This is a genomic window from Chitinophaga silvisoli, assembly GCF_003412465.1.
Lineage (GTDB): Bacteria > Bacteroidota > Bacteroidia > Chitinophagales > Chitinophagaceae > Chitinophaga > Chitinophaga silvisoli.
Map to the genome: position 1 here is coordinate 1043274 of NZ_QTJV01000002.1, position 13012 is coordinate 1056285.

Below are 13012 nucleotides of genomic sequence, written 5' to 3' on the forward strand. Positions count from 1 at the left end.
ATTACGATAACCCCTTTTACAATTATGCAAGTGTCGTGTTAAAACTTGAAAGCAACTGTACCGGTGAAGCTTCTTGTCTTTTGAGGATTCATAGAAGAATAACCGATCCAGTAATGTTTGTTTGTCAGGTTATCTACCTTTGCAGCGAACCTGAATTTAGATGTTTCGTAAGCAAGTGTAGCATTTGCAATTACATAAGAAGGCAGGATAAATACGCCCTGGCTGATGCTGTTTACAATCTTTACATCGCTTGCGTAGTTACCACCCGCACCAATACTTAAGCCTTTCAGTTTACCATTTGATAAACGGTAATTTAACCACAGGTTAGCTGAAGTAGGAGCAGAAGAAGTAGCCGGACGACGACCATTCACATCAGGTGTACCATCCACATCAACATTGATATACCTGGAATCATTATATCCATACCCTGCTACAACGCTGAAGCCCTGGAATGGATTTGCAATAATGCTCAATTCTACGCCCTTACTTTTCTGAGAACCGTTTTGGAGATAGAAATTAGCATGTGCATTATCTGCACGAAGTACGTTTTTCACCAGGATATCATAGTAGCTCACAGTACCTGTCAGCTTACCATCAAACAGGTCCATTTTTACACCACCTTCCCATTGATTTGCCTGTTCAGGTCTGGATGTTTTGCTCACGCCTTCACTCACGTAAATCTGTGAATTGGTATTTGTGAAGCCATTCTGGTAGTTACCGAACAGAGACAGGCGATCCTTAATAACCTGGTAAACGATCCCAAATTTAGGAGACAGTGCAACCTGATTATATGCACCGGATGCAGTGCCTGCGCTCTCACTATAGTTGCCTTTGAAATCATAGTAATCTATACGCAAGCCCGCCTGTACAGCCAGTTGATCTGTGATGTTAAATACATCAGATGCGTAAGCACTGTAATTATATCTCTTGTAGATATAAGGATACCTGACAAGGCTACCTGCTGCCTTATAAACATCGCTCATGTTTGCAGCATTGAAATCGCTGTAGTTTGATATTACTCCATGAGTAGATACCTTATCGTAAGCAGCACTGATAAATATCTGGTCAGAATTCAGGTAGAAGAAGTCAATACCACCTACGAAGCGGTTTCTGAATTTTCCGATATTGAAATCACCAATGAAGTTTTGCTGAATCTCTGTAGTATTTACTTTACTGTTGCTTGTAGACTGGTCTTCGCGTGAAATGGAATCACCGGCAAACAGGTAGAAGTAAGGACCAAAACCATTTGAGAAACTGTTGGTCATGGATACAACTGTCTGAGAGTTCCACTGATCAGAGATCTTATAATTCATCGTACCAAAAAAGTTCGCATTGCGACTGGTAGATGTCAGGTCTTCGTTTGCAAAAGTACGGTTGTAATCGATGTTCAGTTTATCCGCTCTCTGCGCACTCAGCTCGGAAACATTGTGTCCCCATGGGAAGAAAAAGAATGTATTACCATTACCTTCTCCGCTGAAGAATTCACCTTCGAGTAAGATATTTAATCTATCATTGATTTTGTAGGAAAGGCTGGGAGCAAATGCGAATGTTTTGTTATGACCATTATCCATCCAGCTACCTTGTGAAGTATAGGCCGTGTTCAAACGGAGCAGTACATTCTTTGCTGAATCCAGCGGTGTATTTACGTCAGCCATGATACGGTTGTAAGCATAGCTGCCGCCTGCAAATGCAACCTCACCACCAAAGTGATCATAAGGCTTCTTGGTAACACGATTGATCAAACCACCATAAGAGGTGAGCTGATTGCCGAACAAAGTAGCATTCGGGCCTTTGATTACCTCGATGCTTTCGATGTTAGCAGCATCAATCACAGAAGAAACGTTTCCGGCTACACCATTGCGGAACTGGCTTTGAACAGTAAAGCCACGGGAATTATAATAAGCACCACCATCACCGCTACGGTTGGTAGCCTCCCACATTTTAGTGATACCAGGTGCATTTTTCATTGCTTCATCCACAGTATACACTTGCTGTTGTGCCAGCAGATCCTTGGTGATCACTGAATATACTGTTGGGTTTTCGACGTTGGCTAATGGTAACTTCGCTACATAATTACTGGAGCGTTTTACCAGCTTGGTCTGATTGCCCGTAATAACTATTTCGGAGAGCTGTTTGCTTGATACTTCCAGCTGGAACTTCACTGTTGCAACTTTACCCGCTTCAACCACCACATCTTGTGTCTTATTAGCATACCCTGTAAAAGAAATGGCAACCTGGTAATTCCCAGCAGGTACATTCTTAAAAGCAAAGGTACCGGCACCGTCAGAAACCGTCATAAAACTGGTCCCCTGTAAAATCACAGACACATCCGCAGCTGGCTTGCCATCAGATGTCACAATTTTACCCTTGATTCCACCATTGTTATCTTCTAAAGTAGTAGCAGTAGCATAGAAGAAGGAAACAATCATGCTCAGAACAAGCATGAAGGACTTAATAGTCATCCTTATCATAAATCTTTGTTATTTTTTGCGCAGCAAAATTGCAGCTAGACAAGCTGCAATTCATATCGATTCCGGAAAATCGTTTACGCAAAAAGGAAAATTTATGACGAAATCGGTCTTTTTTTACTGATCGGAGCCTGGTCCTTCCTCTGAACCAGACTCTTCCGCCTGTTTCCCGGCCTTTCTGGTAACCTGGTCCTGCTCCGCTTCCCGCAAAAAATCCTTGATCCCTGCCATAATTCTGTCCACCATCTTCTGCCGGAACCCCTCATCCAGCACATTCATCTCATCTTCCGGGTTACTCAAAAACAGCGTTTCGATCAGTGCATCAGGAAACTCGGTGGGATTATTCAGGATAAAATTAAAATCCCCATTATTGCCGAAGTCGGACAAGCCCAGGCCCAGCAATTGTGCATGGATCGCCCTGTTAAAAGGCTCACAGAAAGGATGCTTATAATAGTTGGCTGTACCATGTACATCTACGGGGTTCACCGATGAATTCAGGTGAATACTTATGAGTAGATCAGGATTCATTTGCCTGTAATATGAGAGCCTGTCTTCATTTGGCACGTACTGATCAGTAGTACGGGTCATGAGTACTTTCGCTCCTTCCTTCTCGAGTGCCGTCTTCAGCAGCATAGAAATCATCAGCGTCAGCTGCTTTTCATAATACCCTGCAGCACCTAAAGCACCTACATTGGTACCTCCATGGCCCGGATCCAGGCCAAATGTCAGGTTTTTTAGCTGGAAACTGGCCGGGATATGCTTCACCGCCACTACCAGGCGGGTACTGTCATAGTATACCTTGTAGCCCCAGGGCTGTTTATGTTTCAGGGAAATATTAATCCGCAGCACATCCGAACCTATTTGCTCCCATTTAATCTCCTTTACTTCCTGCATGGAATCAGAAAGAGGGGTGAAATCCGGTTCCAGGTTCGCCCCATGAATATCCAGGGTGATTTTGCCCGGATCTACCTGCTGTGTACTGAGGTAGGGGAGCCTTTCAGATAATTTTACTGAGATGTAGTCATACCTGGTATCGCTCCAGGTACGGGTTTCCTCTACTATATTGAGCGGTGTGGGCGCTGCCAGTGTCTGGGTATCCAGCAATAATTCAGGTATGAATGCCGTCTGCTGGTTGCTGAGTTTTACTTTGAAATAGTTGCCCTGTTTGCCTGTGATGTGTAGCAGTACATCCTGATCGAGGTACCCTATTTTGATGGGTCCCAGGCGATCGCCTTCGGGAGCGATGGTGAGATACGTATTTCTGTCAATCGTTCTGCCAGCCAGCAATTGATTGCGTTGATAGGTGAGTTTGTTCGTGCTTTGCAAAACAGTGGTATTGCCATCTTTATTTTTCAGGAAAACGGCTACTTTATTATCCAGCAGTGAATCAGATTCCTGAATTACATAGGATCCTTCATAGAATCCTTCAGCACCGTACCTGGAAGAAGGCAGTTCATGCAAAGGGGTCTCATGCATCCAGTAGGCTTTACAGCCAGGGTACCCCTTTATCCGCACACGGATGGTATCGCCGGGGGAGAGGGTACTATTGCCTTTGGGGAATACCTTGACATCGTCTATCCTGAATACGCTGGTTGCCCTGACTGGTGGCAGTGTCGTATAATAGTAATTGTAGGTGCGTGATACCTTCCTGCCGGTGGTATCCGTTGTTGTCAGTGTAAAGGATGTTCTGCCTGGTTTGATGATGCGTTTTAAGGCAAATACGCCGGTAGGGTAGACGTGGATGGTATCATCATTCAGCGTTACTTTACAACCTACACAGGTGCGACCTGACATATATTGCTTCGAACTACTGGTATTGATCTCAGTCTTTACCGGCTGCACCATTTTAAGGAAGGCTTGCTCCTGCGCTTTTACTCCAGTAAATGCTATCTGTATCAGTATGATTAATGCTGTAATTCTCATGATTGTCCGGTCGCAAATAAACAAAAAGGTAGTGTATCAATTTGAATTTCCTTTCAAAAATTACCGAATCTCCGCGTTTGCCGCAGGCAAAGCGCGGAGATTCGGTAAGGGCCTGCGGCCGGCTTGATTAAATTCAAAACGATACTTTACCAAAAAAAATGCCATCCGGCTCTTCGCGGGATGGCATATAGTTGAATTCGTATTTTAAATAACAGGAGGCCTTACAGGCTATACTTATTATCTGCCAGCAGTTTATCAGCAATTCTTCTTCTCGCATCTTTTGTATTCACAGCCGCGGCTTTGGTAAAGCGCTTGATGCCGAGCAGCATCATACGTTGTTCATCACCTTCTGCAAAGGAATTGATGGCATCTTTTGCATACTTGTTAATACGGTCAGCGGCATCATACAGGTAAGTTTTCACAATGTCTGCCTGCAGGGCATTGGAGGCTTCACCTTCTATCTCTATCCGCTTGAGCAGGCGCAGCAGCGCGCTTTCCGCGAGGAAGGTTTCTATGGCCATATCCGCAATGTTCATGAGTATTTCCTGTTCCCCTTCCAGCTTAGCCATCAGCTTTTGTGCAGCTGCTCCTGCTACCAGCAGGATCGCTTTTTTCAGGTTCAGGATCTGCTTTTTCTCTGCGCTGTAAGGTGTCTCATCATCACTGCCAAAATCCGGAATACTCATCAGCTCTTTCATCACATTCATGGCGGGATTCATCAGGTCCAGTCTTCCTTTCATGGCGCGTTTCAGCGTCATATCCAGTGTGAGCAGGCGGTTGATTTCGTTGGTGCCTTCAAAGATGCGGTTGATGCGGCTGTCGCGGTATGCTTTGGAAATCACATACTCATCGCTGAAACCATTTCCGCCATGGATTTGAACGCCTTCGTCCACTACATAGTCGAGGGCTTCAGAACCTCCTACTTTCAGGATGGCGCATTCCACGGCATATTCTTCTGCAGCACCCAACAGGGCTTCGTTGAAAGGCTTGCCGGCTGCCAGCAGTTCTTTTTCTTTCTCGTCTATGAGTTGAGCAGTACGATACAGGGCAGATTCATTGACCCAGATCCGGATAGCCATTTCGGCTAACTTATGCTTGATAGCGCCGAAGTTGCCTATGGGCTGTTTGAACTGCTCGCGTGTGTTCGCGTATGCTATGGTGATAGTCGCTGTTTGCTTGGCACCTCCCAATGCGGCGGCACACAGTTTCAGACGGCCGATATTCAGGATATTGAAGGCTATGAGGTGCCCTTTGCCTATCTCGCCCAGTACATTTTCCACAGGTACCTGTGCATCCTGGAAGTAGATCTGACGGGTGGAAGATCCTTTGATGCCCATCTTGTGCTCTTCTGCACCCAGGGTAAACCCGGGCGTGTCTTTATCTACGATGAAGGCGGTGAATTTGTCACCGTCTATTTTTGCAAATACAGTGAATACATCCGCAAAGCCGGAGTTGGTGATCCAGCATTTCTGGCCGTTCAGAATGTAGTATTTACCGTCAGCGGAGAGTTTGGCGGTAGTTTTGGCACTGAGTGCGTCGGAACCGGAATTAGGTTCCGTCAGCGCATATGCTCCTTTCATCTGACCGGTGCCCAGGAGAGGAATGTATTTTTGTTTCTGGGCTTCGGTACCAAAGTACAGGATAGGGAGGGAACCGATACCCGTATGGGCTGCCATGGCTACAGAGAAGGAATGACCTGCACCCAGGGCTTCGTTGATAAGTGTAGCAGTAATGAAGTCCTTGCCCAGGCCTCCGTATTCCTCGGGGAAGGCAGCACCCAGCAATCCCTGCTCGCCGGCTTTTTCCAGTAAGGAAGGCATGAGCCCTTCTTCCAGTTTATCGATACGGTCCAATACAGGTGTGACTTCTTTTGCCACAAACTGCTCGGCCATTTCTTTAATCATTTTTTGTTCTTCGTTGAAATCTTCGGGTGTAAACACTTCATGTACGGGGCTTTCTTTGATCAGGAACTCGGCTCCCTTCAACGTGGACTTATCAACAGTTGCTTCCATTGTGATAAAGTTTTATCAGTTAATTTGAGTTACTATTCAATTTACTTTTTTTACCTCACATAGCAATTTTAAATCGGGAAATTCGGGCAGCCAGCTACTCAATTTCCGGCGGAATAATGGCCTGAATATCCGGTTACCGGATATTCGGAATTCCCCATAAAAAATCGTTAAAATTGAAAAGGGTACATTTGCGCCATGCAGTCATTCTACCTCCCATATGAAAACAGCCGCATCCATGGAGCCATTGCCGGCAAAGGCAAGGATCTCCTCATTTGCCTGCACGGTTTCGGAGAAAGTACACTGCCTTTTTCCAGGCTGGTGCCCACCCTTGGCGATATTTTCACCATTGTGGCCCTCGACCTGCCCCTTCATGGTAAAACCCAATGGGAGGAAAACCGCCCTTTTGAAAAAGAAGATCTGCGTGCTATCATCCACCTGCTCCTGCAGGCTCAAAAGAAATCCGGCTTCTCCCTCCTGGGTTACAGCATGGGAGGCCGGCTGGCACTTTGCCTTACCGAAATGATGGCCCCGCAGATCAGGGAACTGATCCTGCTGGCTGCCGATGGTCTCAGGGATAATCCCTGGCACCACTTCGTAACCCAGACCCGCATCGGTCACCGGCTTTTTAAACACATCACCTATCACCCGGGGTTTTATTTCTGGTTACTTAATACAGGGAACAAACTGAAATTAATCAATAACAGCCTGCACCGCTTTGCTAATAACAGCATGAATACCCTGCAGAAACGTGAACTGGTTCTCAACGTATGGACCATCATGGCCCATATGATGCCCAACCGTAAGCACATCAAACAAATGCTGGCGCAATACCGTATCCATACCCTGCTTATATTCGGGAAGTATGACAGGGTGATACCATCGTCATTGGGTATACGTTTTATGGACGGCACCTTCCCCTGCGAGATGATGGTACTTGACAAAGGACATCAGCTACTCACGGAAGACCTGGGTGAAATAATATTAGATAAGATATAAATTCGCATATGTATTTTTTTCTGACCGTCTTATTCCTGCTGGGAGGATTGTATGGCATATTGATGATACGATATGGACATGGCTGGAAGGCATTACCACCCTATATCCCCGCTCAACCCATTAGCGGCCTCACCAAAGTGACCGTCATTATTCCTGCCCGCGATGAAGAAGATAACCTGCCTCCCTTGCTGGCAGCACTCCATGCCCAGGACTACCCGGCAGACCTCTTCGAAGTGATCGTCATCGACGATTTCTCTACCGACAGTACACCCAACGTGGTCAAAGACTTTCCCGCTGCGAATATCAAACTGCTGCAACTAAGCCAGCACCTCAGCGCTACTGAAAGACTGAATTCCTATAAGAAGAAAGCGATCGAACTGGCAGTAGAACAGGCGACTGGTGACCTGATCATGACTACGGACGCAGATTGCGTGATGGGGCCTTTGTGGATCAGTACCATGGTGAAGTTCTACGAACAATACCAGCCCAAATTTATCGCCGCACCAGTGAGCTTTTATAAAGAAAATAATTTCTTCAAGGTCCTCCAGTCGCTGGACTTCATGACCATGCAGGGGATCACAGGGGCGCTCGCCCGGCTGAAAGACGGTACCATGTGTAATGGAGCCAACCTGGCTTATGAAAGAAAGGTATTCTACGAAGTAGGTGCCTTTAAAGGGATCGACAATATTGCCTCTGGCGACGATATGTTGCTGATGTTCAAGGTCTTTAAAGCATATCCGGATGGTGTGAAATACTTAAAGAGCCAGGATGCCATTGTGGAAACCCTGCCTGTAGATACTTTCCGTGCTTTCATGAACCAGCGGATCCGCTGGTCGTCCAAAGCTGATAAATATGATGATAAGCGACTGACCTGGGTACTGGCGCTGGTTTACTTTTGGAATGTGGTCCTGCTGTTTGGAGGCGTGTTCTGCATCTTTGCCCCGGGAGCCCTGCCATATTTCCTGGTAGCGATGGTGTATAAGGTAGTGCTGGAGTTCTACTTCCTGATCCCTGTATCCCGGTTTTTCCGGAAAAAAGGGATGCTCAGCTGGTTTATACCCGGACAGTTATTTCATATTCCATATATTGTAGTGGCGGGGTGGCTGGGTAAGTTTGGTTCTTACCAGTGGAAGGGGCGAAAAGTTAAATAAATTATGGCGGAGCTCAATATACGTTCATCTTTCCGGCAGCAGGCCTGGGCCAGGCTGCGACGCAATAAGGGGGCAGTGGCAGGTATGTTTCTGATCGCCATCGCTGTCGTAGTCAGTATCATTGCTTATTGGGTCTCGCCCGATGGTACTCCTATGGCGAACAGGATGATCGTAGAGATCGGAGGTAAGCATCCTGGATTCAGCATCGACCTGCTGGCATTGCCCCGGCAGCAGCCGGTGGAAAAAGCAGGCTTCCTGAAAAGGCTAATGGATGGCCAGGATGAAGATGTGACCTGGGTGCCACTGAGTGCTTACCGTTCGGTGGGAGACAGCATCATTGTACAGCATTATATAGATGAAGAAACATCCATGCGGGAAAGTTACCCGGCCAGGGGAACGTATATAAAACATTACAAGGCCTGGCTGGGGACTGACAAGTTTGGGCGGGACATCCTGAGTCGCCTGCTTGTAGGGACCAGGGTCAGTTTAAGTGTTGGATTTATTGCTGTGATTATATCGCTCACCATTGGCATCTTCCTGGGGGCGGTAGCGGGATATTTCCGGGGTGCTACGGATGAGGTGGTGATGTGGCTGGTCAATGTGATCTGGTCAGTGCCTACCTTACTGCTGGTGTTTGCCATTACGCTGGCATTGGGCAAGGGCTTCTGGCAGGTATTCATTGCGGTGGGACTCACCATGTGGGTGAATGTAGCCCGGATAATCAGGGGACAGGTATTATCTCTCCGGGAGCTGACATTTATAGAAGCTACCCGTGCACTGGGTTTTGGACATACCCGAACAATCATAAAACATATATTACCCAATATCTTAGGTCCGGTGATGGTGGTCGCTGCCGGCAATTTTGCCACGGCAATAGTGGTAGAGGCGGGCTTAAGTTTCCTGGGGGTGGGGGTACAGCCACCACAGCCTTCCTGGGGCCTGATGATCAAAGAAAACTACAACTTTATTATCACACATAATCCCTTACTGGCATTGGCTCCGGGTGTAGCTATCATGCTTATGGTACTGGCATTTAACCTGTTGGGGAATGGGTTGAGAGATGCAATGGATGTGAGACAGTAGTCCCCTTGTTTCGCATTATAAAAACTATTAATTTTAACATCATTCTGAACCTTATTTTATGCCTTTGAAATCATATCTTTTACCTGTTCTGGCCCTCTTTGCCCTGATTTTTTCATCCTGCAGTAAGAAAGACAGCGGTACTGCTGTAAAACCTTCGGAAGAAGGACTGAAAGTATCTCTTGCAAATGTAACTGAGGCTTCCTATACCGCTGCTGCGGGCAGCACCTATACTTTCCAGGCAGCTGTTACATCCAGGTTGCCAACCAATGGTGTGACGATCACCGTGACAGCTGTCACAGACCCTGGTGGAATCAATATTCCCCAGAATGCAGTGGCACCAAGTTCCAGTGGGGCCATTGAGATTACCCTGATCGGCTTAGAGCCGTTGCGTACTGTGTTGGTGACGGTGGTAATTACTTCTGTCGACAATCCGGACAATACCATCACCAAGACCTTCTGGATTACCAATAAGTCAGAATAATACCCTTACAAGGCTGGTTTAACATCATTGACGCTTCGGTATAACCATACTGTAGCTTCGGTATTACTATGTCGTTATAAGATCACCATAAGGTCACCAAAAGGTCACCTCTATATCGATTGGATATTGAAGTGCCCTTTTGGTGACCTTATGGTGTCCTTTTGGGGACCTGTTGGAGAGGATGCTTCCAGCTATCTATATACTGCTTGGTACAAAAGCTGTAGCTTTGCAGCCATCAGAACAAGCAGCTTAACTATGCGTATAGGAGTGAATGCCGCCGGCCTGGCTGGAGACAGACCGGCAGATACAGGAAATATCAGCACAGCGTTATTGAAGGAATTATGTCGTTTACACCCGGAGCACCAGTTTATCTTTTTTGTAGACGGTCCTGGGGTGTCTCTGGAGGAATTCCCTGGTAATGTGCAACTTGTAGAAGTGCCGCTCAAGGGGAAAAAGGCCTGGCAGTTGTACTGGTGGCGGGAGTGGCAGCTTCCGGCGGCGATCAAAAAGCAGCAGCTGGACTTGTATTTGGGTATGGATGGGCAATTGCCGCTGCGGAGTAAGGTACCTGCCCGTTTACTGGTTACTGATACGGGTTTCCTGCATGGAGTGGCTGGCATGTCGAAGGATTTGCAGCGTTTCCTGCGGAAGAATACCCTGAAATATATACAGGCAGCGCAAAAAGTACTGGTTGTTTCTCCTGTGGTACAGGAAGATTTGTTAACTTATGCGCCGGCAGTAGCAGAAAAGCTGGTGTTGTTGCCTCCAGGCCTGGATAGTAGTTATCGCCCGGTGGAATGGGAGGAGAGAGAGCAGATCAAGCAGGAGTTTACAGGGGGACTGGAGTATTTTGTAGCCGTTGGCAGTATGCATCCCAGGAATAATATTCTTCCTTTGCTGAAGGCATTTTCCGCCCTGAAACGTCGTTTACGTTCCAATATGAAACTGATCCTCGCCGGTGCTTCCACCAATGCCGGTGCAGAAATCATCGAAAATATGGCCACATACAAGTTCCGGAACGACATCATCTGGTTGCAGGATGCGAGTCAGGAAACTTTGTCCCGTGTGATAGCAGGAGCCTATACCCTGGTTTACACCAGCCGCTTTGAGGGGCTGGCGATGCCGGTATATGCAGCCTTGAAATGTGAAGTTCCCGTGGTGGCTATGGAAGGGGCTGCTGCCAGGGTAGCGGGTGCAGAGGGGGTATTGTATACCGACCCTGACAGTCTGGATGATCTGGCAGAAAAAATGTCGGTTTTATACAAAGATGAGGTGTTGCGCAGCAGGATGCTGGAACGCGGCAGGCAGGTAACGCTGCCGGGAAGCTGGACAGACGCGGCTTCGAAGATATTAAAATAATAATATAAGTATCATAAATCTGGACATCAGCACATTCGCAGTTTAGTAGTAAATTTGCGTTTCTAAAATATTGGAACTATTTTTTATGGCAAAGACATCTACCATACAGATCCAGGTTGAACTGGACAATGACAGGATACCTGAGAAGATTGAATGGAGGGCGACGGATAGTACTCAGGCAGACCGTTTCCAGCAGGCGAAGGCGATGATGGTTGCTTTCTGGGACGGAGCTGAAAAAACAGCGCTGCGTATAGATTTGTGGACAAAGCAGATGATGGTGGACGAAATGGCTGATTTCTTCTTTCAGACGATGATGACCATGGCAGATACTTATCAGCGTGCTACTCCATACAAGGATCAGGCGGACGAACTGAGAACTTTTGCCCGTGACTTCTACAAGAAGTTTGAAGAAAAGCAAAAGGCGGAACAATAATCCAAGTTTTTTCAAAACAACCATATATGTCTCTGGAACTAAACATTAACGCAGCGATTAAAACAGCGATGCTGGCAAAAGCCGAAGCGGATTTGCGTGCGCTGCGTGCTATTAAGGCTGCTATCCTGCATGCCAAGACTGCAGAGGGCTTTAGCGGAGAGCTGAGCGAAGCAGATGAAACAAAACTGTTACAAAAGTTAGCCAAACAAAGAAAAGATTCGTTGGATATATTTCGTCAGCAAAACAGGGAAGACCTTGCCGCAAAGGAAGAGGAAGAACTGGTTGTGATCGAAAAGTACCTGCCAAAGATGATGGACGAAGCTGAACTGAAAGCAGCCATTGAAGCTATTATTGCCCAAACCGGAGCTAGTTCTCCTGCCGATATGGGTAAGGTAATGGGTGTGGCTACCAAGCAGTTAGCTGGTAAAGCCGATGGTAAAGCCATTTCCGGACTGGTAAAAGAGTTACTGGCAAAATAAGCGGGGATTTTAATTCTTTTCCCCGTTCCTCCTATCTTCCTATAGAAATATATGGGTATAGACATTGTATTCGCCATTATCCTTGTAATTGCTATTTATAAGGGATATAGCCGTGGCCTGATAGTAGCGGTATTTTCCTTTGTGGCAGTCACACTGGGACTAGCAGCGGCATTGAAGTTGACCACTGTAGCTGTATTATACGCCCAATCACATTGGGATGTGCATACCCGTTGGCTACCAGTTATTTGCTTCATCGCATTGTTCCTGGGAGTAGTATTGTTAGTGCGCCTGGGTGCCACTCTCCTGCAAAAACTGGTAGAAGTGGCGATGATGGGCTGGCTAAACAAATTAGGCGGGATCTTACTGTATAGTGCTATCTTTATCATGGTCTACAGCGTGCTTTTATGGATAGCTAACCAATTATACTGGTTAAGTCCGGAGATCAAAATGCAATCTGTTGTATATCCGTATATTGAACATCTCGGGCCGGCTGTCATGAATGCGGTTGGCAAATTAATTCCTGTATTTAAGGATATGTTTGCGAGCCTGCAATCATTTTTTGACAACGCAGCCAGGAAGATACAGAGCAAACAATAGCGGTTGACGGACGTAGGTTAAATGATCTAT

The 13012-nt window shown here is 46.6% G+C and carries 11 protein-coding genes; 8 read left to right on the forward strand and 3 right to left on the reverse strand.

Annotated elements, in window-relative coordinates:
- Window positions 1–38: 38 nt before the first annotated feature.
- The 3 genes from DXN04_RS10575 to DXN04_RS10585 all read right to left on the reverse strand — a co-directional run bounded on the left by DXN04_RS10575 (window position 39) and on the right by DXN04_RS10585 (window position 6403).
- Entirely contained in the window at window positions 39–2471 is a 2433-nt protein-coding gene (locus DXN04_RS10575) for a TonB-dependent receptor (protein WP_116853286.1), read from the reverse strand.
- Between the two features lie 114 nt (window positions 2472–2585).
- A complete protein-coding gene (locus DXN04_RS10580) occupies window positions 2586–4391 on the reverse strand; it encodes an N-acetylmuramoyl-L-alanine amidase family protein (protein ID WP_116853287.1) in 1806 nt (601 codons plus the stop codon).
- 221 nt (window positions 4392–4612) lie between these two features.
- Window positions 4613–6403: an acyl-CoA dehydrogenase family protein gene (locus DXN04_RS10585; RefSeq protein WP_116853288.1), complete on the reverse strand. Its 1791-nt coding sequence runs from the start codon at window positions 6401–6403 to the stop codon at window positions 4613–4615.
- 195 nt (window positions 6404–6598) lie between these two features.
- Here DXN04_RS10585 and DXN04_RS10590 point away from each other — a divergent pair, with 195 nt between their 5' ends.
- From DXN04_RS10590 to DXN04_RS10625, 8 genes are all read left to right on the forward strand, one after another.
- Entirely contained in the window at window positions 6599–7399 is an 801-nt protein-coding gene (locus tag DXN04_RS10590) for an alpha/beta hydrolase (RefSeq protein WP_116853289.1), read from the forward strand.
- Window positions 7400–7407: 8 nt separating this feature from the next.
- On the forward strand, window positions 7408–8550 hold the full coding sequence (locus DXN04_RS10595) for a glycosyltransferase (protein ID WP_116853290.1): 1143 nt from the start codon (window positions 7408–7410) through the stop codon (window positions 8548–8550).
- A gap of 3 nt (window positions 8551–8553) precedes the next feature.
- The gene (locus tag DXN04_RS10600; RefSeq protein WP_116853291.1) at window positions 8554–9633 is read left to right on the forward strand and encodes an ABC transporter permease; all 1080 of its coding nucleotides are present in this window, start codon (window positions 8554–8556) and stop codon (window positions 9631–9633) included.
- 58 nt (window positions 9634–9691) lie between these two features.
- Window positions 9692–10114, forward strand: a complete 423-nt coding sequence (locus DXN04_RS10605) for a hypothetical protein (RefSeq protein ID WP_116853292.1) — start codon at window positions 9692–9694, stop codon at window positions 10112–10114.
- A 255-nt stretch (window positions 10115–10369) separates the two neighbouring features.
- Complete coding sequence (locus tag DXN04_RS10610) at window positions 10370–11473, forward strand: glycosyltransferase (protein WP_158568954.1); 1104 nt, start codon at window positions 10370–10372, stop codon at window positions 11471–11473.
- A gap of 85 nt (window positions 11474–11558) precedes the next feature.
- Window positions 11559–11906: a gliding motility protein GldC gene (gene gldC, locus DXN04_RS10615; protein WP_116853294.1), complete on the forward strand. Its 348-nt coding sequence runs from the start codon at window positions 11559–11561 to the stop codon at window positions 11904–11906.
- 26 nt (window positions 11907–11932) lie between these two features.
- On the forward strand, window positions 11933–12385 hold the full coding sequence (locus tag DXN04_RS10620; protein WP_116853295.1) for a GatB/YqeY domain-containing protein: 453 nt from the start codon (window positions 11933–11935) through the stop codon (window positions 12383–12385).
- Between the two features lie 51 nt (window positions 12386–12436).
- Entirely contained in the window at window positions 12437–12982 is a 546-nt protein-coding gene (locus DXN04_RS10625) for a CvpA family protein (protein WP_116853296.1), read from the forward strand.
- The last annotated feature ends 30 nt before the right edge of the window (window positions 12983–13012 follow it).